Here is a 26,044-nt window from a genome sequence, read left to right on the forward strand (position 1 = left end):
TTGAGTTCGATGTAAACTATAAATAGAACCCAAGATGGAGGAGCCTGTCTTGGGTTTTTTGTATGCATTTTTACCTGCCTTAACTGAATTGGTGATAGGTATCAGAAGGCCCAAGTGTGGACTGAGACTGCTCTCAGCTCCTTGCTTGGGTTTTTCTGTGCCATTTTGAAAAGGAGAATATATGATCAGAGCTATTTGGGAGTATATCAGGGAGCGCAAGTGGCGATATGTGAAGATCGCTATGGTCCTGATCCTTTATGATTACACTTTATTGATCCCGACGCAAGTTATCCAGCGTTTAGTGGATCATTTGAGTCAGCAGACGCTGACGCAATCCAACTTTGTATGGGATATGGTCCTCTTGGTAGGATCAGCCATCCTCAATTACCTGACGGCTTTTTATTGGCAGTTGCGACTTTTTCAGTCGTCAGTCCATTTCAAGGCGACCCTTCAGGGACAAGCGTTTCGTAAGCTAGTAGCTATGCGGCGTCCGTTTTTTGAGAAATTCCGTTCAGGGGATCTCTTGACGCGCTTTACGACAGATGTGGATGGGATGGCTGATATGGCTGGTTACGGGATGATGGTGCTCCTGTTTGGCGGTGGCTTGTTTGCCTTTATTATTCCGACCATGTTTTTCATTTCTTGGCAATTAACCTTGATTTCCTTTATTCCCATGATCTTCCTCGTCGTCTCTACCTATTTTTTGAGTAGAAAGCAGGAGGAGTATGTTGAGCAAAACCGGGAAGCGGTCGCTCAGTTGAATGATGAAGTCTTGGAGTCGATCGAAGGGATCCGTGTCATGCGGGCCTATAGTAGACGGGACCAGCAGGTCAAACAGTTTCAGAAAAAAACGGCCAGTCTATCCAAAACAGGGGATAAAATTGCCTCTATCCAGTATTCTTTTGGACCTTTAGCCCTGTTGTTTATTGGATTCTCGACAGTCTTGCTCCTGCTATTTGGAGGCCAGTCCCTGGCAAGCGGACAGTTGAGCCTTGGCAAATTATTGGCTTTACAGCTGTATTTGGTCTTTTTAATTGAGCCTATGTGGATGATGGCGGACTTGATCTTGGTCTACCAGACAGGGCAAATGTCCTATAAAAAATTAAAAGAAGTGATTGATGAAACGGATGATCTGGAGTCAGATGGTCCTCATTACCTAGAGCAGATTGATTTGGTGCAGTTTAAGGACTATTCTTTCAGCTATCCTGGTGCTGAGCGAAAGAGCCTATCAGGCATTGATTGGACTATCCAGCGAGGACAGACGGTTGGAATTGTTGGTCGTACCGGAGCAGGAAAGACAAGCTTGGTTCGACAATTCTTGCGGCAGTACCCAGTTGGTGAGGGAGAGTTTTTGATCAACCAGCAACCGATCGTGGACTACAACCGACACTCCATCGAAGAAAAAATTGGTTATGTTTCCCAAGAACATATTTTATTCTCCAAGTCTATCCGTGAGAATATAGCGCTTGGTAAAAAAGGAGCCAGCCAAGAAGACTTGGTGGAAGCAGTAGCCCAAGCTGCTTTTGCGGATGATCTCGAGCGGATGTCTCAGGGAATGGACACCCTGATCGGTGAGAAAGGGGTCTCTGTATCAGGAGGTCAAAAACAGCGGATCTCTTTGGCGCGTGCCTTCTTAAGAGATGCAGAGCTCTTGCTGTTAGATGATTCTCTTTCTGCAGTGGATGCTAAGACTGAACAGGCCATTATTGACACGATTCAAAAGGAACGAAAAGACAAGACGACCATCATTGTTTCCCATCGCTTGTCGGCTGTTCATCAGGCTGATTGGATCATCGTCTTGGATCAAGGTCGTATTGTAGAAGAAGGTAGGGCTAGTGATTTATTGGCTCAAGAAGGCTGGTATTATGAACAATACCAACGGCAACAAAAACAGGAAGGAGAATAAGATGAAAGTTTTAAAACGATTATTATCGAGGATCACGCTTTATCCAACTGTCTTTCTTGCTGGCTTTATTTGCCTCTTACTAGCCACCATTTTTTCTGAATTGTCTCCCTTTCTTCTCCAAAAGATGATCGATGGCCCTTTGACCGCACTGACCCATGGTGGCGGGCAAGGTGACTTGCTTCAGATGGGAGGATTTTATCTCTTGGTCTTGAGCCTAGGGCAGCTGATAAGCTACATGGGCAATCGGATCTTGCTACATGGAAGTAATCAAGTAACCGCTAATCTGAGAGATCAAGCCTTTCAAGTCATGCAAGGGCTGCCTATTTCTTATTTTGATGATAAGCCGGCTGGGAAGATCGCGACAAGAATTGTCAATGATACGGAGACCTTGCGGACCCAGTTTTATAACTCTTGTATGATTTTAGTCATCTATTTGGTACGCTTTCTTTTTATCCTAGGTATTCTCTTTTACCTGAGTCCTATGATGGGCCTTCTCTTGTGTTTGGTCTTTCCGATTTTCTATGGGATCCAGTATCTCTACAAGGTCATGACGGACCAGCCTATGAAGGATTTCTTTGATGCGAGAAGCGAGGTCAATACCCAGGTCAATGAACTCTTGCACGGTGCCAGTATGATTCAGCTCTATCATCAAGAGCCTGGTGTGGTGGAGGAGTTTGAAGCCACTACCCAGAAGATGTTAGGAGCCAATGATCGAATCCTCTTAGCCGATTCTATTGCTTCTTGGACCTTGACGGAATTGCTCAAGTTTTTAGTGATTGCAGGCATTTTGACTATCGCTGGGATTTCTTTCCTACAGGGTAATATCGGTGTGACGGCTGGTTTCTTATTTATCAATATTAACTATGTGATTAATCTATTTGATCTCATGGCCAATCTTAGTCGTCAATTCCCAAATATTCGGCGATCCTTAGAAACGGGGAGCCGTGTCCTTGCTTTCTTAGACCAACCGTTGGAGGCCGATGGTGCATCGAAACTGAAGATAGAAAAAGCTCAAGTCGTGTTTGACGACGTTCAATTTGCCTATGAAGAAGACAAGCCAGTTCTGCGGGATATTGCCTTTCAGGCTAGTCCAGGTCAAACCATTGCTCTTGTGGGTCATACTGGATCGGGTAAGTCTTCCATTATGAATCTACTCTATCGTTTTTATGATCCTCAAGAAGGAGCGATTTTGATCGATGGTCAAGATATTCGCCAAGTTTCTCGTGAGAGCCTGCGAAGCCACATGGGGATTGTTCTGCAGGATCCTTATCTATTTACAGGGACTATTGCTAGTAATGTGGCCATGAGTCAGGATCACATTGATCGGGAGGCGGTCCAAGATGCGCTGAAAAAAGTCGGGGCTTGGCCCTTTGTAGAGCGCCTTGAAAAGGGAATCGACCATCCAGTCGTAGAAAAAGGATCCGCCTTTTCAAGTGGTGAGCGCCAATTGATTTCCTTTGCGCGGACGCTCTATATGAATCCGCAAATTCTGATTTTGGATGAGGCAACCTCTCACATTGATACGGAAACAGAAGAAATCATCCAGAAGGCTATGGCAGTCCTGCAAAAGGGCCGGACCACCTTTATCATTGCCCATCGCTTGTCCACTATCCAAGACGCGGATCAGATCTTAGTCTTATCTGAAGGACGCATTGTGGAGCTTGGTAGACACGAGGAACTAGTCGCACAAGGCGGGATCTATGCCCAGATGAATGCCATCCAGCAAACAGTGGTGTAAGATGAGTTCCACTGTTTAAGACGAGGAAAATCCCTAGCTAATTTATCTTTGTAATAAACAGACTATATTTTAGATATAAGCTGGTTAATATCTGGGATAAAAGATTCTTAGAAACTTTCCTTATGTAATTACGGACATTAGGTGAAATTATCCAGTGGATGATTTCAGCAATCCAGGAAGTTCCATGACTTAGTTTTGAGCCTAAAGTCTCAAAACTCCCGAGTGCTTGAAACAGTACTGTTTCAAGCACTTTTCTCACGGCGGAAAGTTTTATTAGTGTCTTGAATGATCAAAAAAATAAAAATTATTATATCTTTCTTGATATTTTGATATGAAAAACTGCGGATCTATATTTTAAACCAGCCTGTATCTAGTATATAGGCTGGTTTTTGTGATATAATAAAGTGATAATAGTGAGGTGATCCAGATGTATATTGAAATGGTAGATGAGACTGGTCAAGTCTCTGACGAAATCTTAAAACAAACGCAAGAAATTTTAGAATTTGCTGCTCAAAAAATTGGGAAAGAAGACAAGGAAATGGCTGTGACTTTTGTAACCAATGAACGCAGTCATGAACTAAATCTTGAATACCGTGATACGGATCGTCCGACGGATGTCATCAGTTTAGAATACAAGCCAGAGATGGAGATTTCTTTTGATGAGGAAGACCTTGCAGAAAATCCAGAATTGGCAGAGATGATGGCTGAATTCGATACCTATATTGGTGAGCTCTTTATTTCAATTGACAAGGCGCGGGAGCAAGCCGAAGAATATGGCCATAGCTTTGAGCGCGAAATGGGATTTTTAGCAGTGCATGGTTTTCTTCACATCAATGGCTATGATCACTATACGCCGGAAGAAGAAAAGGAAATGTTTGGCTTACAGGAAGAGATTTTGACAGCCTATGGACTCACAAGACAATAAGAGAAAATGGAAAAATCGGGACTTCACTTCAAGCCTGGAGTTTGCGATAACAGGAATTTTCACTGCGATCAAGGAAGAGCGCAATATGCGCAAGCATGCCTTATCAGCCCTTGTAGCAATTCTTGCTGGTTTGGTATTTAGGATTTCTGCGACAGAATGGCTCTTTTTATTGCTCAGCATCACCTTGGTGATTGCTTTTGAAATTATGAATTCAGCCATTGAAAATGTGGTGGATTTAGCGAGTAACTACCATTTCTCCATGTTGGCAAAGAATGCCAAAGACATGGCAGCTGGAGCAGTCCTCGTCGTATCAGGCTTTGCCCTACTAACAGGACTGGTGATTTTTGTGCCCAAATTCTGGGCCTTGGTATTTGGATAAGAGGGAGTATGCCCTCGTGAAAGGATAATATGACATTTAAATCAGGCTTTGTAGCCATTTTAGGACGTCCCAATGTTGGGAAGTCAACGTTTTTGAACCACGTCATGGGGCAAAAAATTGCCATCATGAGTGACAAGGCGCAGACAACGCGCAATAAGATTATGGGGATTTATACGACGGATAAGGAACAGATCGTCTTTATCGATACCCCAGGGATTCACAAACCAAAGACAGCGCTTGGAGACTTCATGGTGGAGTCGGCCTATAGCACCCTTCGAGAAGTGGATACCGTTCTCTTTATGGTGCCAGCAGATAATCCACGTGGAAAGGGCGATGACATGATCATCGAGCGTCTCAAGGCTGCTAAGGTGCCGGTTATTCTGGTGGTCAACAAGATCGACAAGGTGCACCCTGACCAACTCTTGGCGCAAATCGATGACTTCCGTAGTCAGATGGATTTCAAGGAAATCGTGCCGATTTCAGCCCTTCAAGGAAACAATGTTTCGCGTTTGATTGATATTTTAAGTGAAAACTTAGAAGAAGGGTTCCAATATTTCCCTGCTGACCAAATCACTGACCACCCAGAGCGCTTCTTGGTCTCTGAAATGATCCGTGAAAAGGTCTTGCATTTGACGCGGGAAGAAATTCCCCACTCTGTTGCAGTAGTCGTGGATTCTATGAAGCGGGATGAGGAGACAGATAAGGTTCATATCCGTGCAACCATCATGGTCGAGCGCGATAGCCAAAAAGGGATTGTCATCGGAAAAGGTGGCGCCATGCTCAAGAAGATTGGAACCCTTGCGCGTAAGGATATCGAGCTCATGCTAGGGGACAAGGTCTTCCTAGAAACCTGGGTCAAGGTCAAGAAAAATTGGCGGGATAAGAAATTAGACCTAGCTGATTTCGGATACAACGAAAAAGAATATTAAGAAGAGGTGGGCAGAAGCCTGCTTCTTGTTTTTAGAGAAGGAGAAGCTATGCCTGAATTACCAGAAGTAGAGACGGTTCGACGCGGTCTTGAGAAATTAATTCTTGGGAAAACCATCCAGTCCGTGGAAGTAAAGTATCCAAAGATGATTCAGACGGATCTGGATACTTTTCGTCAAGATCTCCCAGGCCAAGAAATTCGGGTCATGGGGCGCCGTGGGAAATACCTTTTATTTTATCTGACGGATCTGGTCCTCATCTCGCATTTGCGGATGGAAGGCAAGTATTTCTTTTATCCAGACGAGGTTCCTCTTCGCAAGCATGCCCATGTCTTCTTTCATTTTACAGATGGTAGCACCCTGGTCTATGAAGATGTCCGCAAGTTTGGGACCATGGAAGTCCTAGTACCTGAGCTTGTCGACAGCTATTTTTTGGCGAAAAAAATTGGTCCAGAGCCGACGGAAGCGGATTTTAAAGCACCAGCCTTCCAAGCAGCTCTTAAAAAATCAAAGAAACCCATTAAATCAGCTCTTTTAGACCAAAAATTAGTAGCTGGTTTGGGCAATATCTATGTGGATGAGGTCCTTTATCGAGCCAAGGTTCATCCAGCCCGTTTGGGTCAAAGCTTGACTGCTAGAGAAGCCAAAGTAATCCGCAAAGAAACGATTGCTGTGCTTGCTCAAGCTGTTGAAAAGGGTGGCTCCACCATTCGCTCCTACAGCAATGCTTTTGGAGAAGATGGCACCATGCAGGAAGAACACCAGGTCTATGGGAAAACAGGCCAGCCTTGTTTGCGCTGCGGGACGCCGATTGAGAAAATTCAGCTGGGGGGACGTGGAACCCATTTTTGCCCTCACTGCCAAAAGGAGAACTAGATGGCGAGAATCATTGGATTAACAGGAGGGATTGCTTCAGGAAAGTCCACTGTCACCTCCTATTTGAGAGAAAAAGGCTATCCGGTTATTGATGCTGATCGAGTGGTCCATGACTTGCAAGCACCAGGAGGAGCTCTCTACCGTGTCCTAGTAGATCATTTTGGGAGAGAGATCCTTACCAAAGAAGGAGAGCTGGACCGCGTCGCTTTAGGTCAGCGGATCTTTTCAAATCCTAGTGAAAGAAACTGGTCCAATCGCGTACAAGGCAGGCTTATTCGTGAGGCTCTAGCAGAGGTAAGAGATAGACAAGCTGCACAATCCGATATCTTTTTTATGGATATTCCACTCTTAATTGAACAAGGCTATGAAGAGTGGTTTGAATCTGTCTGGTTGGTAGCTGTATCAAAAGAAACCCAGCTCAAACGCCTGGTGGAACGCAACCACTTATCAGAACTGCAGGCCCAAGAACGCATTGCGTCTCAAATGCCGCTAGATGAAAAAAGAGCCCATGCAGATCTGGTCTTAGACAATAATGACGATCTTGCTGCCCTCTATGCCCAATTAGATGCAGCCCTACAACAATTAGAAAGAAGATGATTTTATCACAAGAGAAATCAATTGGCGTAAAAATCTATATATTGCCTGGATCGGGTGCTTTTTCATCGGAGCCAGCCTTTCTTTAGTCGTCCCTTTTATGGCCCTCTTTGTGGAAGAGTTGGGTGTTACGGGTAAGGCTGTTCCCCTTTATGCTGGGATTGCCGTCGCGAGTTCTTCTGTGACTTCTGCGATCATGTCCCCCATCTGGGGGAGCCTGGCCGACCGCTATGGTCGAAAACCTATGATGCTTAGAGCTTCCATTGCCATGACGCTGACCATGGGAGGCATTGCCTTTGTCCCTTCTGTCTTTTGGCTCTTGGTCCTGCGTTTGCTCAATGGGGTCTTTTCAGGCTTTGTCCCTAATAGTACAGCCTTGATTGCCAGTCAAGTTCCCAAGGACCAATCCGGCTATGCCCTAGGGACCTTGTCGACCGGTGTCGTGGCTGGAACCTTGATGGGGCCTTTGATTGGAGGACTCATTGCTGAAAATCTGGGAATGCGCAATGTCTTTCTCTTGGTCGGCTTCTTCTTATTTTTGGTTTCCCTCTTAACCTTCTGGGGTATTGAGGAAGAGTACGAACCCCTTCCAAAAGAAGAACAAAAATCCAGCTGGGAGTTACTCATGTCCATTCAGCAAAAAGATATCCTCTTGGGACTCTTTTTGACCAGCATGACCATTCAAATGATCGCCCAATCTATTTCTCCGATCCTGCCTCTTTATGTGCGGGCTTTGGGACAAAGAGATAACCTGATCTTTGTATCAGGGATGATTGTTTCGGCTATGGGAGTCTCCAGTATGCTCTTTTCAGGTTGGATGGGAAAACTCGGAGACCGAATCGGGAATCACCGACTCTTATTAATCGCCCTTCTCTATAGTGGCTGTCTCTATATTCTTTGTGCCCAAGCGCAATCACCCCTTCAATTAGGGATTTTACGCTTCCTCTTTGGGATCGGGACAGGAGCCCTACTACCTGGAGTTTCTGCATTATTGAATCGTTTAACCCCTCCTGAAGGGATCTCTCGGATCTTTAGCTACAACCAGCTCTTTTATTACTTAGGTGGTGTATTAGGGCCAATGATGGGGTCGAGTATTTTCATGCATTTTGGCTATCATTGGGTATTTTACGGTACAGCCCTTTTGGCTTTTACCGATTTGATGTTCCTCTTATTCTTATTTAGAAAGTATTTGAAAGTGAGAGACGTACGTGCGAATTAAAGTTCAATTGACCTGCACCAGCTGTGGGAGTCAGAATTATTTGACCAGTAAAAATACCAAAACCCATCCTGAAAAGATCGAGGTCTTGAAGTATTGTCCCAAGGAAAGAAAAGTAACCTTACATATTGAATCAAAATGATTTTCATGGTATAATAGTGAAGATTTTAAGGAGTTTTGAATATGAGCGGAGCATTAACAACTATTTTACTAGTATTATCAGTATTGATTATTATCGCAATTTTTATGCAACCAACAAAAAACCAATCGAGCAACGTCTTTGACGCAAGCTCAAATGACTTGTTTGAACGTTCAAAAGCGCGCGGGTTTGAAGCCGTGATGCAGCGTTTAACAGCTATTATGATCTTCTTTTGGTTATTGATCGCGATGATCTTAATGGTACTTTCTAGTAGATAAGATAGGCTCAGACATTGTCTTTGCCTATTTTTATTTTGCAAAACAAAGACACAAGTAGATAGAAAAAAGGAGGCTGGATAACCAGCAAATAAATCAATGAAAACAAGTATTAAAGAATATTTACAAGAGCATGACAAAGTCCAGATCAATGATCTAGCAGCAGCTCTAGGAAAAGAAGGGTCAAAGGATTTCCGTGACTTGGTCAAGACCATCTCTATGATGGAACGCCGCCATGAGTTGAAATTCGAAGATGATGGCTCTCTTCGTTTGGCTCAAAAGAAGGCCCCGGCCATTACGCTCAAGGGGATCTTTCATGCCCATAAAAATGGCTTTGGCTTTGTCAGTTTAGAGGGCGAAGAAGAGGACCTCTTTGTTGGCCGAAATGATGTCAACCACGCTATCGATGGTGACACCGTTGAGATCGTCATTACCAAGGTAGCAGACCGAAACAAGGGAACGGCAGCAGAAGCCAAAATTATTGATGTTCTGGAGCATAGCATCAAAACGGTGGTTGGACAAATCGTTCTGGATGAGGAAAAACCTAAATATGCCGGCTACATTCGTTCGAAAAATCAAAAGATCAGCCAGTTGATCTATGTGAAGAAGCCAGCCATCCAATTGGAAGGGACCGAAATCCTCAAGGTCGAAATAGATCAATACCCGAGCCGCAAGCACAATTATTTTGTGGCAACCGTGCGGGATGTGGTCGGTCATGTAACAGATCCAGGAATCGATGTCTTGGAAGTGTTAGAATCCATGGACATTGTCTCAGAATTTCCAGAAGAAGTGCTGAAAGAGGCTGAACAGGTTCCAGATGCACCGTCTAAAAAGGATTTAGAGGGGCGATTGGATCTGCGAGAGGAGATTACCTTTACGATTGATGGGGCAGATGCCAAAGACTTGGACGATGCAGTCCATATCAAGCTACTCAAGAACGGCAACTTTGAGCTGGGGGTTCACATCGCAGATGTTTCTTATTATGTTACAGAAGGTTCAGCACTCGACAAGGAAGCTCTAAATCGTGCTACCTCTGTCTATGTGACCGACCGAGTAGTACCCATGTTGCCCGAGCGTCTGTCCAATGGGATCTGTTCTTTGAATCCGAATGTGGATCGCCTGACCCAGTCTGCCATCATGGAGATTGATCCTCATGGCAAGGTTGTCAAGCATACCATTACCCAAACAGTGATCAATACAACCTTCCGAATGACCTATAGCGACGTCAATGATATCTTAGCAGGCGACGAAGAAAAGGCTCAAACCTTTAAGAAAATTGTCCCAAGTATTCATCAAATGGCCACCTTGCATGGCATTTTAGAAAGCATGCGGATTCGCCGCGGAGCCCTTAATTTTGATACCAATGAGGCTAAAATCTTGGTCAATAAAGAAGGAAAACCAGTTGATATCGTTTTGCGTCAAAGAGGGATTGCCGAGCGGATGATTGAGTCCTTTATGTTGATTGCCAATGAAACGGTAGCGGAACACTTTACGCGACTGAAGCTGCCGTTCATCTACCGGATCCACGAAGATCCGAAAGCAGAAAAAGTACAGAAGTTTATCGATTATGCTTCTAGCTTTGGGATCCAGATCTACGGAACGGCTAGTGAGATGAGCCAAGAAGCCCTGCAAGAAATTATGCGCAAGGTTGAAGGAGAACCCTATGCAGATGTCCTTTCGATGATGTTGTTGCGCTCGATGCAACAGGCCCGTTACTCAGAGCACAACCATGGCCACTATGGGCTTGCTGCTGAGTATTATACCCACTTTACCAGTCCCATCCGTCGGTATCCGGACCTGATGGTTCATCGAATGGTGCGCGAATATGGGAAATCCCAAGAAGTAGCTGAACACTTTGAACAAGTCCTTCCAGACATTGCCAGCCAATCCTCTAGTCGAGAACGCCGAGCTATTGATGCAGAGCGCGAAGTAGAAGCCATGAAGAAGGCTGAATACATGGAAGACTATGTTGGAGAAGAGTACGATGCTGTGGTTTCCAGTGTGGTGAAATTTGGCCTCTTTGTGGAGTTGCCAAATACGGTTGAAGGTTTGATCCATATTACCAATCTTCCTGAATTCTACCATTTTAACGAACGAGATCTAACCCTTCGCGGAGAAAAATCAGGAGTGACCTTCCGTGTCGGTCAGCAAATCCGGATCAAGGTAGAAAGAGCCGACAAGATGACAGGAGAGATTGATTTCTCTTATATTCCAAGTGAATGGGATGTCGTCGAAAAAGGCCTCAAGTCTAAAGGACGTGACCGAGGTGGCAACCACAGGGATCGCAGACGCAAGGACAAAAAAGTTTCTAAGGGATCAACCGCTAGAAAAGATGACAAGCGGAAAGATTCTTCCTCTAAAACCAAAAAGAAAAAAGGGAAGAAACCATTTTACAAGGAAGTAGCAAAGAAAGGAGCCAAACATGGCAAAGGGCGAAGGAAAGGTAGTCGCGCAAAATAAAAAGGCGAGACATGACTACACCATCGTGGATACGATTGAAGCAGGGATGGTGTTGACGGGGACAGAGATCAAAAGTGTCCGTGCAGCACGCATTAACTTGAAAGATGGCTTTGCACAAGTAAAAAATGGCGAAGTTTGGCTTAGCAATGTCCACATTTCCCCTTACGAGGAAGGGAATATCTGGAACCAAGACCCAGACCGTCGTCGCAAGCTCCTTCTTCATAAAAAGCAAATCCAAAAGCTGGACCAAGACACCAAAGGGACCGGAATGACCTTGGTGCCTTTGAAGGTCTATCTCAAGGACGGCTATGCCAAATTGCTTTTGGGGCTCGCTAAAGGGAAACATGATTATGACAAGCGTGAATCTATCAAACGTCGGGAACAAAACCGGGATATTGCACGGGTCATGAAACAATACAATACACGTTAAAGAAAAAGGCAGTTTTGAAACTTGTTTCAGATCTGTCTTTTTTATGGTTTCTGCTTGTAATCGCTTGCAAAATGATTGCTTATATTATATACTAAAATTAGGGTGTTGGTATAGTTGCTTTTCTTAGGCTTGAAAGTTTTTCTAGCCTCTTTTGTAGTCAATAAGGAGAAAGACTATGAAGAAAATCCTATTCAAACTACTGTTTGGCCTCATGCTAATCGCTCTCTTCCCTGTGCAGGTCGCACAAGCCTGTTCGGCCTTCATTGTAGGGAAGGACTTAACCACGGATGGCTCCATGCTGTACGGTCGTACAGAGGACTATCCCTATGCACCAGATGGCGGGCGCCACAATCAAAACTTTGTTGTAGTTCCAGCAAAGGACTACAAGGAAGGGGATAAGATCGAAGATGAGTCCAATGGCTTTACCTATCCTCATTTGAGCCATGAAATGAAGTACACAGCGACCTATGATGCTGCGCGTGGTGATGGAAGTAACGGGAATTTCGGAGCTCATGGTTTTAATGAAGTGGGCGTGTCAATGACAGCGACAGTATCAGCGACTCCTCATGACAAGATTTTGAAAGCCGACCCTTTGGTCAAGGATGGCCTACCAGAAGCTTCCATGATCGACTTGGTCTTGCCTCGTGCAAAAACTGCTCGAGAAGGAATCGAAATTGTTGCCAAGACCTTGGATGAAAAAGGTTCTGCCGAAGGGAACATTATCGTTGTAGCAGATAAAAATGAGCTCTGGTACATGGAAATCCTCTCAGGTCACCAATATGTGGCTATTAAATTCCCACAAGACCGCTATGCTATTTTTGCCAATACCTACTATCTGGGACATGTGGATCTCAAGGACAAGGACAATGTCATTGCTTCAAAAGATGTAGAAGCAGTAGCTAAGAAAGCCGACCATTACAAGACGGATAAGGATGGCAAGTTCCATATTGCGGACTCTTATGGTCCGGACGAATACACCGAACGCAACCGCTCACGGACCTATGCAGGGATTACCTTGATGGATCCAAAAGCGGATGTCAAATATGATGATCAACACTTTGATCTACTTCGTAAACCAACGGATCCTTCTAAGAGGTATAGTCTAGAAGATGTTTTCGCCGAACAACGGAACCGTTTCGAACACCTCAAACAATTTACAGCAGATGACTTGGCCGAACCAGGTAAAAAAGTTGATACCAAGAAATACAAGTATGCTCTAGGAAATGAAAACGTCATTGATGCCCATGTCTATCAAATCAAGAAAGACTTGCCAAGTCCATTTGGTGGAATCGTTTGGTTGGGTCTCGCCCAAAGTCGCAATACCCCATATGTTCCATTCTATGGCTTAGTCAATGACACCTACGGTGCCTTTAAAGTCCGCTCTGCTAAGTATGATCCTACTTCATGGTATTGGGCTGTTTGGCATATCGACCAAATGGTCATGAAATATCCAGACCTCTTTGGCACCAGTATCCAAGATAAATGGAAAGAAATGGAAGCCGGCTGGATCAAGGAACAAGCTGCTTTGGATAAAAAATATAGTGGTCTCACAGATGAGCAAGCCAAAGCTCTTCAAGGTGAAGTTACTAAGGAATCCATGGATCGAGCAGATGTAATCTTCAAACAAATCAAGGCTACTGAAAAGGAAATGGAAGATAAGATTCGTGAAGAAAAGGGCTTGGAAGCTGACTTTGTCTACGATGGCTATAACAAAGCGAATTTAATGGCTGCTGCTGAAAAAGACAGTTCAGACAAGAAGCCAGAAACTTGTCAGGAAGCGCTCGGAGATACCCCTAAAAAGGCTAGCCAGACTCAAGATTCAAGTGTGGTCTTCTCAGTCCTTCTTGGAGTATTGGCTGTTTGTGGATTTAGTTTAGCTGGATTCTTTTATAAAAAATCAAAAAATAAAGAGGATGAATAGATCCTAACAAGGAGGTTTCGCTAGAAAGCGGAGCCTCTTTTTCCAACTTGTAAAAAGGGGCTTTTTTCTGTATGATAAGAGTAGTGAAAGAAAAAGGAGAAGTAGCATGACACAAAAATTGATTGCTTACAAGCGCATGCCTATCTGGACCAAGGATACCATGCCAGAAGCTCTTCAAAGAAAGCACAATACCAAGGTCGGAACCTGGGGGAAGATTACTGTTTTAAAGGGTCAGTTACGATTTATTGAATTGACCGAAGAGGGGGAAGAAATCGCGAGCCACCTCTTTGAAGCAGGAGCAGAAAACCCCATGGCTGAGCCCCAGGCCTGGCACCGTGTGGAAGCAGCGACGGACGATGTGGAGTGGTACTTGGAATTTTACTGTGAGCCAAAAGACTATTTCCCAAAAAAATACAACACCAATCCTGTCCATTCAGAAGTACTAGAAGCAGTGGAAATTGTCCCAGCTGGAAAGGCGCTGGATCTAGGATGCGGGCAAGGCCGTAACGCCCTCTTTTTGGCCCAACATGGCTTTGATGTGACAGCTGTAGATCAAAATGAACTGGCTCTTGAGATCTTACAAAGTATTGTCGCTGAGGAAGATCTGGACATGCCTGTGGGTCTCTATGATATCAATGCTGCAGCTCTTACCCAAAACTATGATTTCATCGTATCGACTGTGGTCCTCATGTTTTTAGACGCTGATCGGATTCCAGCGATTATCCGCAATATGCAAGAGCATACCAATCCAGGTGGCTACCATCTCATTGTCTGTGCCATGGATACAGAAGATTATCCTTGCCAGATGCCTTTCTCGTTCACCTTTAAAGAAGGAGAATTGGCGGAGTATTACAAGGATTGGGAATTGGTCAAATATAATGAAAATCCTGGCCATCTCCATCGTCGAGATGAGAATGGCCATCGGATTCAACTTCGATTTGCAACCATGTTGGCAAAGAAAAAATAGAGAAAAAGCAGGATCCTAGCATCCTGCTTTTTTGCTTTCTACAAACAAGTTGAACAAGGTGATCTGAATGTTGTTCACTTGCCAAAAAGAAAAACCTTCTCCATAAAGGTAGGAGAAGGTTGGGGAATTTAGTTCCAGCTAGCAAAGTCGCAGACGCTGAGAATGATCGTCCCGATTTCGATTGGCTCTTCTTTCGCACCGGATTCTAACCAGGTCACAATCACAGATTCAATCGTAGCGATGAAAATCTCTAGACCATACTTGTATGGAACTTGAAAATCTGAAATGATATGTTCCTTTGCATGGGGAGTATCGTCCAGTGCATGTAGGGTAAAACTTCTTACCAATTTACGGAAGTCCGAGCAACAGGATTGTGACAATGCATAAATAAAATCATAATTCTCTTTAATAGCAGTCAAGACATTGAGAAAGTTCACCTTGACAGGGCTTCCTTCAACGAAGAGGCTATCTAATTCTTGCATCATGTCCAATTTCATTTGCTCAAACATGTCGTATTTATCGACATAGTGCAAGTAGAAGGTCCCGCGGTTAATTCCAGCGGTTTCGGTTAATTGTCGAATAGTGATGCTTTCAAAAGGTTGTTGCAAGAGGAGTTTTGAGAGCGCATTTCGTAAGTCTGACTTGGTTGTTGTTTGTCTTTGGCGTACCATATGTTCCTTTCTGTAGTTGTATCAATCTGTTTATTTTTATTTGACGTTAAAATAATTTATATGTTAAATAATTTTACGACACTAACAAATAGCATTATACTCCAAAAGAATAAATTAGACAACAATTCTCATTTTTGTACAGATAACGAAAAGTGTACAAAAATTTTACAAGTTTATGAATGACGGGCACTGACAAGATTTTGTGAAAACCTCACAACAATTAGTGATTTAAAATAATTCCCTCCTAAAAAAATGGTCAGGAAATTTTTAGGAAATGGAGGAGCAAGATGGAAAAGGGAGTGTAATAAATAAAAAGAGGCTGGGACAAAAGTCCTAGTCTCTCAATTGTCTTTGGATTGTCGAGCAAGACGCAGTGGTTGAGTGGGCTCTACTACGCTGATTTCATCAGTTTTTACAGCCCTACTCAACTGTTCGGAGGTGGGACGACGAAATCGAATTCTAACGAATTACCGATTTCTGTCCCACTCTCTCTTTATTTGATAAAAGTTGTCACGATCAGATTGAAATTTAAGATAGTTAAGACAATCGCAACGAGATAGCCTAAGAAAGTATTCCACTTCGCATTGACATGTTCTCCCATGATTTCCTTGTTGGAGGTGAAATAAACCAGAGGGAAGATAGAAAAAGGAAGAGCCGCTGATAGGAAGACTTGAGAATAAACCAGAAGGTCGTCAAGGACATGTTCCTGATCTCCAAATAAGATCGCAACGACGATGACAGGAAGAAGGGCAATGATCCGAGTCATGAGACGAACGACCCATTGTGGCAGGCGGAATCTCAAGAAACCTTCCATAACGATTTGACCGGTTAGGGTCCCAGTAATGGTTGAATTTTGACCACTAGCTAACAAAGCGATGGCAAAGAGAGTGGACAAGAAAGGACTTGCGATGGCACCAGCAATATGGTTATCCTTGAGGGCATTGTACATGCTAGAGAAAGCACCAATCTTATCTCCGTGCCCGAAGAAGAGGGCCGCTCCAAGAATCAAGAGGAGGGAGTTGACGACAAAAGCCAAACTCAATTCAATATTTGAATCCCAGGTCATAAAGCGCACTGCCCGTTTGATATCTGCTGGATCCTTATAATCAACTTTTCGCGTTTGCGAAATGGAAGAGTGGAGGTAGAGGTTGTGGGGCATCACCGTTGCCCCGATGATTCCAAGTGCCAAGGTCAAGGCTTCATTTCCTTTTGGAAGCCCAATTCCCAGTACTTCTTTTTGAGGCAGGAATCCAGCAAAGATTCCCCCGATATCTGGTTTCGATAGGAAAACCAGATAACCAAAAATCGCAAGGATTGTGAGGATCAAGGTTGATACGATGGCCTCGATCTTTCGAAATCCTAGATGCATGAGCCCCAATAAGAGGAAGACATCAAAGATGGTGATCAGAATGGAAAAAAGCAAGGGCCAGCCAAAAAGAAGGTGGAGGGCAATCCCTGATCCGATGACTTCTGCTAAATCTGTCGCCATCAGGGCAAGCTCGATCACAATCCAAAGGGTATAGCGAAGCCATTTTGGCAAGTGATGGGCGGTTGTTTGGGCCAGGTCCTTACGATGGACAATTCCTAGTTTACCAGCCATTTGTTGCAACTGCATGGCGATTAAAGAGGAGAGAAGAACCACTGATAAGAGGAGGTAGCGGTATTGTGCCCCTCCGACCACACTGGTAATCCAGTTTCCCGGGTCCATATAGCCGACAGCTACCAGACTTCCTGGTCCTGAAAAGAGTAGAAGAGTCTTCCAAAAGGGGATGCCTTTTGGCACGTCAATAGACTGGTTGATTTCTTGAAGAGATTTCCTTTCAAACTGTTGTAAACTCATGATGAGCCTTCTTTCTAAGAATAAATCAAATTTCTCTCTAATTATAGCATAAAATTTATAATAGTTCATGATAATGAGGAAGAATCACTATTGGTGATGCCTCGATTTCTTTGTAATCTATCAGAAAAGGACTATAATAGAGTTAGGAAATAGGAGGGAGGAGAGAAAAAATGGCCTACATCGAAATGCAGCACTGTTACAAGCGATACACTAGTGGAGAAACGGAGATTCTCGCTAATCAGGATGTTTCTTTTGAGATTGAAAAAGGCGAATTGGTCATTATTTTAGGGGCGTCAGGAGCTGGAAAATCAACAGTTCTCAATATCTTAGGAGGGATGGACACGAATGACGAAGGACAGGTCCTGATTGATGGGGTGGATATTTCTAAGCTCAATTCCCATCAACGAACGGATTATCGACGAGATGACGTTGGCTTTGTCTTTCAATTTTATAATTTAGTAGCCAATCTGACAGCCAAGGAAAATGTCGAATTGGCTTCAGAAATCGTCTCTGATGCCTTGGATCCGGAAGCCGTTTTAAGAGAAGTAGGACTTGGCAATCGTCTTGATAATTTTCCTGCCCAATTGTCAGGTGGAGAGCAACAACGGGTGGCGATTGCTCGGGCAGTGGCGAAAAACCCTAAAATTCTCCTTTGCGATGAGCCTACAGGAGCCTTAGACTACCAGACAGGTAAGCAAGTATTGGGGATTTTACAGGCCATGTCTCGTAAAAAGGGAGCGACGGTCATCATCGTAACCCATAATGCTGCTTTAGCCCCGATTGCAGACCGTGTGATTCGCATGCATGATGCCAAGGTCAAGTCGGTAGAAATCAATGAGCTTCCTCAAGATATTGCTACACTAGAGTATTAGAAGAGGTGCTAGCATGAAACGAAAAGTCTATTGGAAGGATCTGTTTGGTTCTTTTACACATTCAAAAGGACGTTTTCTCTCCATCTTAACCTTGATGTTGTTGGGAAGCTTGGCCTTGGTAGGCTTAAAGGTGACTACTCCAAATATGCATCGAACGGCTAACCAGTTTATTCAGCAACAAAAGATGCTAGATCTTGCTGTCATGGGGGACTTGGGATTAGACCAGGTAGACCAAGAGGAGCTTTTAGGACTCAAAGGGACGCGTGTCGAATTTGGTTCACTGCTGGATCTGACGTTGAAAGGAACAGGAAAGGCAATCCGACTTTTTTCTCCCCCAAAGAGTCTCTCTTCTTTTCGTGTGACCAAGGGGCGTCTGCCTCAAAAAGAAGGGGAATTGGCCCTAGCGAGTTTTTGGGAGGATCGTTATCGATTAGGGGATACCCTCACACTTGAAGAAAAGGCGGGAACTAGGTCTAGTTTAAAGCAAAAGCAATTCACCATTGTTGGCTTTGTTCAATCCTCTGAGATGTGGTCTCAAAAGAATTTAGGCACTGCCATGAGTGGCAGTGGGAATCTGGATGCCTATGCTCTGGTTTCAAAAGAGGTCTTTACGACTAAACTCCCTGTGATGGCGCGGATCCAGTTTGATGATCTGAGATCTTTGGATTCTTTTTCGCAAGCCTACCAAAAACGGCTCGAAGCTCACCAAGAAGAGTTAGAAAAATTTCTGAAAGACAATGGAAAGGCTCGCTATCAAAGACTCAAGAAGGAGGCGGATGGGCAGATCCAAAAAGGCCAGAAAGAACTCAGTCGTGCCAAGGAAACATTACAGTCAGCCAAGAATCAGATCGATCAGGCTCAAAAGCAATTAGACTTGCAGGAGACGCAGCTCAGTAAACTAGCTCCATTTCTGCCAGCTAAAGAGCGAGTAGCCAGTCAAGAAAAAATCCATCAAGCTAAAGAACAACTGGATCAGAAAAAGAAGGACTGGACTGCAGGTGAAAAGGAACTTGCAAAAAAAGAGGAGGAGCTAAAAAAAGCCAAAACCGAGCGAGATCAGCTAGAAATTCCAACTTATCATGTTTATGATCGCAAGACCATGCCAGGCGGACAAGGTTACCTGATGTATAGCAATGCTAGTAGCAGTATCTCTGCTATCGGAAATATTTTTCCGGTCGTTCTTTATCTGGTAGCAGCCATGGTGACCTTCACCACGATGACGCGCTTTGTCGATGAAGAGCGGACCAATGCAGGCGTTTTTAAGGCGTTGGGCTATCGAACCAAGGACATCATTCTCAAATTTGTCCTCTATGGATTCTTTGCTGGTACGATTGGAACCCTTCTAGGAAGCTTGTTGGGGCATTATTTCCTATCGGGAATCATCTCCAACATTATTACGCAAGGGATGGTGATTGGAGAGAGCAGAGAGTATTTTTATAGGGATATTACTCTGATTGCTCTTGGACTGTCTTTCGTCGCGAGTGTGCTTCCAGCTTACTGGGTTGCTCGTAAGGAATTAAAAGAAGAAGCCAATCTTTTATTACTGCCCAAACCACCAGTATCCGGTTCGAAAATTTTTCTGGAGCGTGTCCATTTTATTTGGAAGCGTCTGAATTTCACGCACAAGGTTACTGCTCGCAATCTCTTTCGTTACAAACAAAGGATGCTGATGACCATTTTTGGAGTGGCGGGTTCTGTTGCTCTTCTCTTTGCAGGGCTAGGGATTCAATCTTCTGTAGGAAGTGTTTCCAAACGCCAATTTCAAGAGATCCTATCTTATGAGTTGATTGTAGCCAAAAAAACGAATGCCTCCTACCAAGAAAGCAAAGAACTAACCAATCGTCTGGCAAAATCAGACATCAAGGATTATCGAGCTATCTATAGTAAGGTCATTGAAGCTTCTTTAAAAAATGGACACGACAAGCAGACCGTTACGATGTTGGTTACGGATTGTGCAGATTTTTCTCCCTTTGTCAGCCTGCGTTCTTTCAAGCAAGGGGAATCTTTGTCTCTAAAGAAAGGGGTTATCATCAGTAGCAAACTAGCACAACTAGCCCAGGTTACAGTTGGGGATCGACTGACCCTAGATGGTCACTCTTTTAAGGTGGCAGGAATCACTGAAAATTATGTCGGCCATTTTGTCTATATGGATCAGGCAAGTTACCAAAAGATCTACGGAAAGCGGACTTCAGCAAATAGCTATTTGGTGCAGTTGAAAAATCCTTCTACACGACAAGTGCAGGCTATTAGTCGGGATATGATGGCACTTGCAGCTGTGAAGGCGGTTAGTCAGAATGCTTCGATGATTTCCCTCTTTAATTCAGTTGCCAAATCCTTGGACACCACTATGATGATTCTAGTAGTCGTATCGATCTTGCTAGCCATCGTGATCTTGTATAATTTAACCAATATCAATGTGGCGGAGCGGATCCGGGAATTATCGACCATTAAGGTCTTAGGATTCCATAATAAGGAAGTGACGCTCTATATTTACCGCGAAACTATCTTATTGTCTATCATAGGGATCCTTTTGGGATTAGTGGGTGGTTATTATCTTCACCAATTCCTCATTGCCATGATTGCACCAGATGCCATTCTCTTTTACCCTAAAGTGGGACTTGGAGTTTTTCTCTTTCCTGTCGGAGGAATGATCCTTCTCTTGATCCTGTTAGGAATTTATGTTGACCATTATCTCCGAAAAGTAGACATGCTCGAAGCCCTCAAATCAGTAGACTAAGATACAAAGCCTGTAGCTGATAGCGACAGGCCCTCTAGCCTGAGTTTTCATTTCTAGTAGCATGGAATGTTCATAAAACTTTCACCTTAGGGTGGAAGTTTTTCTTCTCTTTGTTATAATGGAGAGAAGGAGAAGATCATGATTAAAATTGCTTTACTTTCAGATATTCATGGAAATACGACAGCATTGGAAGCTGTCCTAGAGGATAGTCGAAAAGCCAAGGTGGATGAATATTGGCTCTTAGGAGATAGTTTGATGCCTGGGACAGGGAGACGGGCCCTCTTGGAGCTGTTAGAGGAGTTACCGATTACGGTCAAAATCCTTGGAAACTGGGAAGATAGTCTTTGGCGGGCCATGAGGGGGATGTTGGATGAGACCAGACCCAGTCATCGCTACCTCATGCGCCAGTGTCAATATATTCTTGAAGAAATCACACCCCAGGAAATTGAAGCTATGCAGGAAATGCCCATGCAGGTCCATAGAGAAATCGCAGGTTTAAAGATCGGTATTACCCACCACTTACCCGATAAGAATTGGGGTCGCGAATTGATCCACATTGGTGAGCAGAAGGATTTTGACCGCTTGGTGACAAACCCGTCTTGTGATATCGCAGTCTACGGACACATTCACCAGCAGTTTTTCCGCTACGGGACAGGAGGAGAACTGATTATCAATCCTGGATCGATCGGTCAACCTTTCTTTTTGGAAAAGAATCTTCGCAAGGACCTTCGGGCCATGTATGCTATTCTTGAATTTGATCAAATGGGGCTAAAAGATGTAGATTTTAGACGGGTGGATTATGATGTCCAAAAAGAACTGCAACTCGCAAAAGATCTCCATCTTCCTTATTACCAAGTGTATTATGAAAGTTTGGTCAATGGCATTCATCATACCCACAATCATGAGCTTCTTCATGAGATTGAACAGAGAGAAGGTCATGATCGAGAAATCGATGCTTGGCTAGAGGACTTCTTCCAATAGTGTAACTGTTGACATTACAACTGAAAAGAGTATAATAGGAATAACGAAAGTCGTCCCTTGACGGTTGTTCAATAGACTCTACCTTCAAAAACGGGTAGAAAGGAGTGAAGTTATGCAAATTTCGAGTCGCTTTACCATTGGGACTCATGTCTTGATCATGATTGCTCTACAAGGAGAAAAAACAAAAGTAACCAGTGATTTTTTGGCAGGAAGTGTCGGCGTGAACCCTGTTATTATTCGAAAGACCTTGTCTCAGTTGAAGAAAGCTGGATTGATCCATGTAGCGCGTGGGACAGGCGGAGCTGAGCTCGCAAAAGCAGCCGATGAGATCAGCCTGCTGGATATCTATCAAGCAGTAGAATGTTTAGGTTCGACAGGTCAATTATTTGGTTTTCATGACAATCCAAATCCAGCCTGCCCAATTGGCCACAATATCCACAATGTTTTAGATGGGAAGCTTGAGGACATTCAGACTGCTATGGAAAAAGAAATGTCTCAAACCACTTTAAAAGACGTCGTAGAAGATACGCAGAAAAGAATGAAACTCGAATCGGTTTCATAAGAAAAAAGAGAGTGGGACAGAAATCGGTAATTCGTTAGAATTCGATTTCGTCGTCCCACCTCCGCACAGTTGAGTAGGGCTGTAAAAGCTGATGAAATCAGCGTAGTAGAGCCCACGCAACCACTGCGCCTTGCTCGACAATCCAAAAACAATTAAGAGGCTAGGACTTTTGTCCCAGCCTCATTTTTTATAGTTATTAACGAAACAAGATGTTTGTTATATATTGAAACGACTAAAGGATTAGTCAAAGTAAAGTAAGTCTTTGCTGGTTTCTGTGAAGAGTCCAAATCCGTCTTTTGTGACATAACCACAATCTTCGATACGGACACCGACTTTACCTGGAATATAGATTCCTGGTTCGACTGAGAAGCACATGCCTTCTTCAAGCACCATGTCATTTCCTTCCATAATAGAAGGGAATTCATGCACGTCCATTCCGATCCCGTGTCCGAGGCGGTGGTTGAAGTATTCACCATAGCCAGCTTTTTCGATGACGCTCCGTGCAGCACGGTCGACGTCATGTGCTGTTACACCTGGTTTGATCATGTCAATGGCTGCTTGTTGAGCTTCTAACGTCAAGTGGTAGATTTCTTTTTTGAAATCATCTGGTTTCCCAACAGCAACGGTACGAGTCATATCTGACGCATAACCATTTACCATACAGCCAAGGTCAAAGAGCAAGAGAGCATCGTTTTCGACTTTGTTGCTTCCAGGAATTCCGTGTGGGTTAGCTGCATTATTTCCAGTCAAGACCATGGTTTCAAAGCTCATTTCATAACCCAAGCGTTTGATACCAAAGTCGATTTCTGCTACGATATCAGTTTCTGTTTTATCCAGTGAAATGGCGTCGAATCCCATATTGACAGCCTTATCTGCATATTGACCAGCCACCAACATTTTTTGGATCTCATCAGCAGATTTGATCAAGCGCATGCGGTTAATCCGTGGTGTCAAGTTGGTAAATGTTGCTTTTTCAAAGACAGTACGCAAGCCATTGTATTTGGTAAGGATCAAGTTATCATATTCAAGTGCAACGGTTTTGGCATCTGGTTTTGCGATAGCCCCTTTAATCTTTTCCCATGGGTTTTCAGAATCCACATAGCCAACCACTTGGAAATCGACAACTGCAGTCGCCCGTTCCACTTCAAGGGCAGGAACGAAGAGAAGTGGTTCGTGGTCTGTGTAAACGAACAAGAAGAGTTGACGTTCGTGGGGATCACTGTAAAATCCAGTTAGGTAATTGATGGTGACAGGATCGGATACAACAGCGACATCTGTTTTTTCAGTTTCAAGAAAATCGACGATTTGATCTAATTTAGACATAATGCTACCTTCTTTCTATGGATCTATTTTGTCAAATTTTCCCCAAAAAAGCAAGAGTTTACAAAATTTTACCAAAATACTTGAAAGTGTTTACAATCCATGATAAAATAGGATTAATTAGAGAGTGAAAACGAAATTTTCAACAATGAAAGGAAATCTTATGAATACAGACGATACAGTTACAATTTATGATGTCGCCCGTGAAGCAGGGGTTTCAATGGCAACCGTTAGTCGTGTAGTAAATGGAAATAAGAACGTTAAAGAAAATACACGTAAAAAAGTTTTAGAAGTGATCGAACGCTTGGATTACCGTCCAAATGCTGTTGCGCGTGGCCTTGCTAGTAAGAAAACAACAACAGTAGGTGTCGTGATTCCAAACATTACCAACAGCTATTTCTCTACCTTGGCTAAGGGGATCGATGATATTGCTGAAATGTACAAGTACAATATTGTTCTTGCAAATAGCGATGAAGACGATGACAAAGAAGTTTCAGTGGTAAACAACCTCTTTTCAAAACAAGTGGATGGGATCATTTTCATGGGTTATCACTTGACTGAAAAAATTCGCTCAGAATTTTCACGCTCTCGGACGCCAGTTGTCCTTGCTGGGACAGTGGATGTTGAACACCAATTGCCAAGTGTCAATATTGACTACAAGCAAGCGACCGTTGATGCTGTTACACAGTTGGCAAAACACAACAAGAAAATTGCTTTTGTAAGCGGCCCATTGGTGGATGATATCAATGGAAAAATTCGTTTGACAGGCTACAAAGAAGCTTTGAAAGCGAAAAAATTGAGCTATAGTGAAGGACTTGTGTTTGAATCCAAGTACCGTTACGATGAAGGTTATAACTTGGCAGAACGCATCATTGCGTCAAAAGCAACAGCTGCCTTTGTAACAGGGGATGAATTGGCTGCAGGTCTCTTGAACGGCTTGTCTGATAAGGGAATCAAGGTACCAGAAGACTTTGAAATTATCACCAGCGATGATTCACAAGTAACTCGTTACACGCGTCCAAATCTATCAACGATTGGCCAACCTTTGTATGACCTTGGTGCGATCAGTATGCGCATGTTGACCAAGATCATGCACAAAGAAGAGTTGGAAGAACGCGAAGTACTGTTGTCTCATACGATCAACCAACGTGGAACGACCAAAAAATAAGGATTAGTAGACTAGAGTCTCGACATGGGAAGACGTGTCTACTAGTCTGAGAGGTTAGAACAGAACTGTTCTAGCCTCTTTTTTATACTGCAAACAGGTAGAGACTTGCTGGGCACTCTTTATTTCGGTATAATAGAAGGTATGAAAGTTTTACTGTATTTAGAAGGAAAATCCGTCTTACAAAAATCAGGAATTGGTCGAGCCTTGCAGCATCAAATGCATGCGCTTGATTTGGCTGGGATTCCGTATACGACAGATATTTTAGGAGATTATGATGTGGTGCATATCAATACCTATGGCCCACGGAGTTTCCTTTTGCTCCATGCAGCAAAGCGTCGTGGAAAGAAAGTCATCATGCATGGCCATTCAACCCGTGAGGATTTTGAAAATTCCTTTATCGGGTCTAACTTTTTTGCGCCCTTGTTTGGGAAGTATTTGGCTCACATGTACCAAAAGGCAGACTATGTGATCACGCCATCTGAGTATTCCAAACACCTGATTCAGTCTTATGGGGTGACCACACCGATTATCGCGGTCTCCAATGGGATTGATTTGGAAAAATACAAGAAGGATCCGAAAAAAGAAGAAGTCTTTCGCAAGCATTTTAAAATCGAAGAAGGTCAAAAGGTTGTCATCTGTGCAGGGCTTTATTTTAAACGCAAAGGGATTGAAGATTTCGTAGAAGTGGCCCGTCGCATGCCGGATGTGCGCTTTATTTGGCTAGGTTCTATCAACAAATGGATCATTCCGCGTAAGATTCGTCGTATCGTGGAAAAGGATCATCCTAGTAATGTGGAATTCCCTGGCTACTTCAAGGGAGCAGTCTTCCAAGGGGCTATGACGGGTTCAGATGCTTTCTTCTTCCCATCTTATGAAGAAACAGAAGGAATCGTTGTTTTGGAAGCCTTGGCCAGTCATCAGCACACGGTCTTGCGGGATATTCCAGTATACAATGGCTGGATCGACGAGACGTCTTCTGAATTGTGCCATAATGTAGACGAATTTGTGGATTCCTTGAACAAGGTCTTGAACGGTCAAGTAGACAAGCGGGAGGCGGGCTACAAGGTCGCTGAAAGTCGTTCGATCGACTTAGTGGCTTATCAATTGGTCGAAGCCTATCAAACAGTTTTGGAGATGTAAG

23 protein-coding genes are annotated in these 26,044 nt (G+C 43.7%); 20 read left to right on the plus strand and 3 right to left on the minus strand.

Annotation, left to right across the window (positions count from 1 at the left end; genetic code table 11):
* Positions 1-181 precede the first annotated feature (181 nt).
* The 14 genes from tetA(46) to tehB all read left to right on the plus strand — a co-directional run bounded on the left by tetA(46) (position 182) and on the right by tehB (position 14,752).
* Positions 182-1,906 carry a tetracycline efflux ABC transporter Tet(46) subunit A gene (gene tetA(46), locus HMPREF2904_RS08105; RefSeq protein ID WP_070661753.1) on the plus strand — a complete coding sequence of 575 codons (1,725 nt, stop codon included), beginning with the start codon at positions 182-184 and terminating at the stop codon, positions 1,904-1,906.
* Position 1,907: 1 nt separating this feature from the next.
* Positions 1,908-3,644, plus strand: a complete 1,737-nt coding sequence (gene tetB(46) / locus HMPREF2904_RS08110; RefSeq protein WP_070661756.1) for a tetracycline efflux ABC transporter Tet(46) subunit B — start codon at positions 1,908-1,910, stop codon at positions 3,642-3,644.
* Between the two features lie 427 nt (positions 3,645-4,071).
* Positions 4,072-4,569: an rRNA maturation RNase YbeY gene (gene ybeY / locus HMPREF2904_RS08115; protein WP_003005431.1), complete on the plus strand. Its 498-nt coding sequence runs from the start codon at positions 4,072-4,074 to the stop codon at positions 4,567-4,569.
* Positions 4,550-4,948 (plus strand): diacylglycerol kinase family protein, encoded by a 399-nt coding sequence (locus HMPREF2904_RS08120; protein WP_003008202.1) that lies wholly within the window; start codon positions 4,550-4,552, stop codon positions 4,946-4,948. Before ybeY ends, HMPREF2904_RS08120 begins: the two co-directional genes overlap by 20 nt.
* A gap of 29 nt (positions 4,949-4,977) precedes the next feature.
* Positions 4,978-5,877, plus strand: a complete 900-nt coding sequence (gene era, locus HMPREF2904_RS08125; protein ID WP_070661759.1) for a GTPase Era — start codon at positions 4,978-4,980, stop codon at positions 5,875-5,877.
* Positions 5,878-5,925: 48 nt separating this feature from the next.
* Positions 5,926-6,750: a DNA-formamidopyrimidine glycosylase gene (gene mutM / locus HMPREF2904_RS08130; protein ID WP_070661762.1), complete on the plus strand. Its 825-nt coding sequence runs from the start codon at positions 5,926-5,928 to the stop codon at positions 6,748-6,750.
* Positions 6,751-7,347, plus strand: coding sequence for a dephospho-CoA kinase (gene coaE / locus HMPREF2904_RS08135; protein WP_070661765.1), 597 nt, complete (start codon positions 6,751-6,753; stop codon positions 7,345-7,347).
* A 16-nt stretch (positions 7,348-7,363) separates the two neighbouring features.
* The gene (locus HMPREF2904_RS08140; RefSeq protein WP_305366828.1) at positions 7,364-8,563 is read left to right on the plus strand and encodes a multidrug efflux MFS transporter; all 1,200 of its coding nucleotides are present in this window, start codon (positions 7,364-7,366) and stop codon (positions 8,561-8,563) included.
* Complete coding sequence (rpmG, locus tag HMPREF2904_RS11170; protein WP_003005699.1) at positions 8,553-8,702, plus strand: 50S ribosomal protein L33; 150 nt, start codon at positions 8,553-8,555, stop codon at positions 8,700-8,702. Before HMPREF2904_RS08140 ends, rpmG begins: the two co-directional genes overlap by 11 nt.
* A 41-nt stretch (positions 8,703-8,743) precedes the next feature.
* Positions 8,744-8,977, plus strand: coding sequence for a preprotein translocase subunit SecG (gene secG, locus HMPREF2904_RS08145; RefSeq protein ID WP_003008189.1), 234 nt, complete (start codon positions 8,744-8,746; stop codon positions 8,975-8,977).
* A 96-nt stretch (positions 8,978-9,073) separates the two neighbouring features.
* On the plus strand, positions 9,074-11,434 hold the full coding sequence (rnr, locus tag HMPREF2904_RS08150; RefSeq protein ID WP_070661771.1) for a ribonuclease R: 2,361 nt from the start codon (positions 9,074-9,076) through the stop codon (positions 11,432-11,434).
* Positions 11,397-11,864, plus strand: coding sequence for an SsrA-binding protein SmpB (gene smpB, locus HMPREF2904_RS08155; protein ID WP_070661774.1), 468 nt, complete (start codon positions 11,397-11,399; stop codon positions 11,862-11,864). The genes rnr and smpB overlap by 38 nt, the downstream gene beginning before the upstream one ends.
* Before the next feature lie 175 nt (positions 11,865-12,039).
* The gene (locus HMPREF2904_RS08160) at positions 12,040-13,785 is read left to right on the plus strand and encodes a C69 family dipeptidase (RefSeq protein WP_070661777.1); all 1,746 of its coding nucleotides are present in this window, start codon (positions 12,040-12,042) and stop codon (positions 13,783-13,785) included.
* A gap of 106 nt (positions 13,786-13,891) precedes the next feature.
* Positions 13,892-14,752: an SAM-dependent methyltransferase TehB gene (gene tehB, locus HMPREF2904_RS08165; protein ID WP_070661780.1), complete on the plus strand. Its 861-nt coding sequence runs from the start codon at positions 13,892-13,894 to the stop codon at positions 14,750-14,752.
* Positions 14,753-14,880: 128 nt separating this feature from the next.
* Here tehB and HMPREF2904_RS08170 read toward each other — a convergent pair whose 3' ends face one another.
* Positions 14,881-15,423 carry a TetR/AcrR family transcriptional regulator gene (locus HMPREF2904_RS08170; protein ID WP_003005482.1) on the minus strand — a complete coding sequence of 181 codons (543 nt, stop codon included), beginning with the start codon at positions 15,421-15,423 and terminating at the stop codon, positions 14,881-14,883.
* 493 nt (positions 15,424-15,916) lie between these two features.
* Positions 15,917-17,263, minus strand: coding sequence for an Nramp family divalent metal transporter (locus tag HMPREF2904_RS08175; RefSeq protein ID WP_003005441.1), 1,347 nt, complete (start codon positions 17,261-17,263; stop codon positions 15,917-15,919).
* Between the two features lie 170 nt (positions 17,264-17,433).
* Here HMPREF2904_RS08175 and HMPREF2904_RS08180 point away from each other — a divergent pair, with 170 nt between their 5' ends.
* From HMPREF2904_RS08180 to HMPREF2904_RS08195, 4 genes are all read left to right on the plus strand, one after another.
* Positions 17,434-18,135: an ABC transporter ATP-binding protein gene (locus HMPREF2904_RS08180; RefSeq protein WP_070595245.1), complete on the plus strand. Its 702-nt coding sequence runs from the start codon at positions 17,434-17,436 to the stop codon at positions 18,133-18,135.
* 13 nt (positions 18,136-18,148) lie between these two features.
* Positions 18,149-20,872, plus strand: coding sequence for an FtsX-like permease family protein (locus HMPREF2904_RS08185; RefSeq protein WP_070661783.1), 2,724 nt, complete (start codon positions 18,149-18,151; stop codon positions 20,870-20,872).
* A 138-nt stretch (positions 20,873-21,010) separates the two neighbouring features.
* A complete protein-coding gene (locus HMPREF2904_RS08190) occupies positions 21,011-21,853 on the plus strand; it encodes a metallophosphoesterase family protein (RefSeq protein WP_070661786.1) in 843 nt (280 codons plus the stop codon).
* Between the two features lie 112 nt (positions 21,854-21,965).
* Entirely contained in the window at positions 21,966-22,415 is a 450-nt protein-coding gene (locus HMPREF2904_RS08195) for an Rrf2 family transcriptional regulator (protein ID WP_031576605.1), read from the plus strand.
* Between the two features lie 240 nt (positions 22,416-22,655).
* On the opposite strand, the gene HMPREF2904_RS08200 is transcribed toward HMPREF2904_RS08195, so the two are convergent.
* A complete protein-coding gene (locus HMPREF2904_RS08200; protein ID WP_003015591.1) occupies positions 22,656-23,738 on the minus strand; it encodes a M24 family metallopeptidase in 1,083 nt (360 codons plus the stop codon).
* Between the two features lie 160 nt (positions 23,739-23,898).
* Here HMPREF2904_RS08200 and ccpA point away from each other — a divergent pair, with 160 nt between their 5' ends.
* Positions 23,899-24,903 carry a catabolite control protein A gene (ccpA, locus tag HMPREF2904_RS08205; RefSeq protein WP_003005429.1) on the plus strand — a complete coding sequence of 335 codons (1,005 nt, stop codon included), beginning with the start codon at positions 23,899-23,901 and terminating at the stop codon, positions 24,901-24,903.
* A 141-nt stretch (positions 24,904-25,044) separates the two neighbouring features.
* Entirely contained in the window at positions 25,045-26,043 is a 999-nt protein-coding gene (locus HMPREF2904_RS08210) for an LTA glycolipid anchor biosynthesis glycosyltransferase, IagA/BgsA family (protein WP_070661789.1), read from the plus strand.
* Position 26,044 lies beyond the last annotated feature (1 nt).

The sequence above is a fragment of the Streptococcus sp. HMSC072G04 genome (assembly GCF_001813295.1).
GTDB lineage: Bacteria > Bacillota > Bacilli > Lactobacillales > Streptococcaceae > Streptococcus.

What these genes read in the sequence shown, in the direction of transcription:
- HMPREF2904_RS08175 (WP_003005441.1), bottom strand. Translation starts at nt 17,263, where the DNA reads ATGAGTTTACAACAGTTTGAAAGGAAATCTCTTCAAGAAATCAACCAG.
- HMPREF2904_RS08190 (WP_070661786.1), top strand. Translation starts at nt 21,011, where the DNA reads ATGATTAAAATTGCTTTACTTTCAGATATTCATGGAAATACGACAGCA.
- coaE (WP_070661765.1), top strand. Translation starts at nt 6,751, where the DNA reads ATGGCGAGAATCATTGGATTAACAGGAGGGATTGCTTCAGGAAAGTCC.
- smpB (WP_070661774.1), top strand. Translation starts at nt 11,397, where the DNA reads ATGGCAAAGGGCGAAGGAAAGGTAGTCGCGCAAAATAAAAAGGCGAGA.
- rnr (WP_070661771.1), top strand. Translation starts at nt 9,074, where the DNA reads ATGAAAACAAGTATTAAAGAATATTTACAAGAGCATGACAAAGTCCAG.
- HMPREF2904_RS08180 (WP_070595245.1), top strand. Translation starts at nt 17,434, where the DNA reads ATGGCCTACATCGAAATGCAGCACTGTTACAAGCGATACACTAGTGGA.
- era (WP_070661759.1), top strand. Translation starts at nt 4,978, where the DNA reads ATGACATTTAAATCAGGCTTTGTAGCCATTTTAGGACGTCCCAATGTT.
- mutM (WP_070661762.1), top strand. Translation starts at nt 5,926, where the DNA reads ATGCCTGAATTACCAGAAGTAGAGACGGTTCGACGCGGTCTTGAGAAA.
- HMPREF2904_RS08185 (WP_070661783.1), top strand. Translation starts at nt 18,149, where the DNA reads ATGAAACGAAAAGTCTATTGGAAGGATCTGTTTGGTTCTTTTACACAT.
- HMPREF2904_RS08160 (WP_070661777.1), top strand. Translation starts at nt 12,040, where the DNA reads ATGAAGAAAATCCTATTCAAACTACTGTTTGGCCTCATGCTAATCGCT.
- HMPREF2904_RS08195 (WP_031576605.1), top strand. Translation starts at nt 21,966, where the DNA reads ATGCAAATTTCGAGTCGCTTTACCATTGGGACTCATGTCTTGATCATG.
- ccpA (WP_003005429.1), top strand. Translation starts at nt 23,899, where the DNA reads ATGAATACAGACGATACAGTTACAATTTATGATGTCGCCCGTGAAGCA.
- tehB (WP_070661780.1), top strand. Translation starts at nt 13,892, where the DNA reads ATGACACAAAAATTGATTGCTTACAAGCGCATGCCTATCTGGACCAAG.
- HMPREF2904_RS08210 (WP_070661789.1), top strand. Translation starts at nt 25,045, where the DNA reads ATGAAAGTTTTACTGTATTTAGAAGGAAAATCCGTCTTACAAAAATCA.
- HMPREF2904_RS08170 (WP_003005482.1), bottom strand. Translation starts at nt 15,423, where the DNA reads ATGGTACGCCAAAGACAAACAACAACCAAGTCAGACTTACGAAATGCG.
- HMPREF2904_RS08120 (WP_003008202.1), top strand. Translation starts at nt 4,550, where the DNA reads ATGGACTCACAAGACAATAAGAGAAAATGGAAAAATCGGGACTTCACT.
- ybeY (WP_003005431.1), top strand. Translation starts at nt 4,072, where the DNA reads ATGTATATTGAAATGGTAGATGAGACTGGTCAAGTCTCTGACGAAATC.
- secG (WP_003008189.1), top strand. Translation starts at nt 8,744, where the DNA reads ATGAGCGGAGCATTAACAACTATTTTACTAGTATTATCAGTATTGATT.
- HMPREF2904_RS08200 (WP_003015591.1), bottom strand. Translation starts at nt 23,738, where the DNA reads ATGTCTAAATTAGATCAAATCGTCGATTTTCTTGAAACTGAAAAAACA.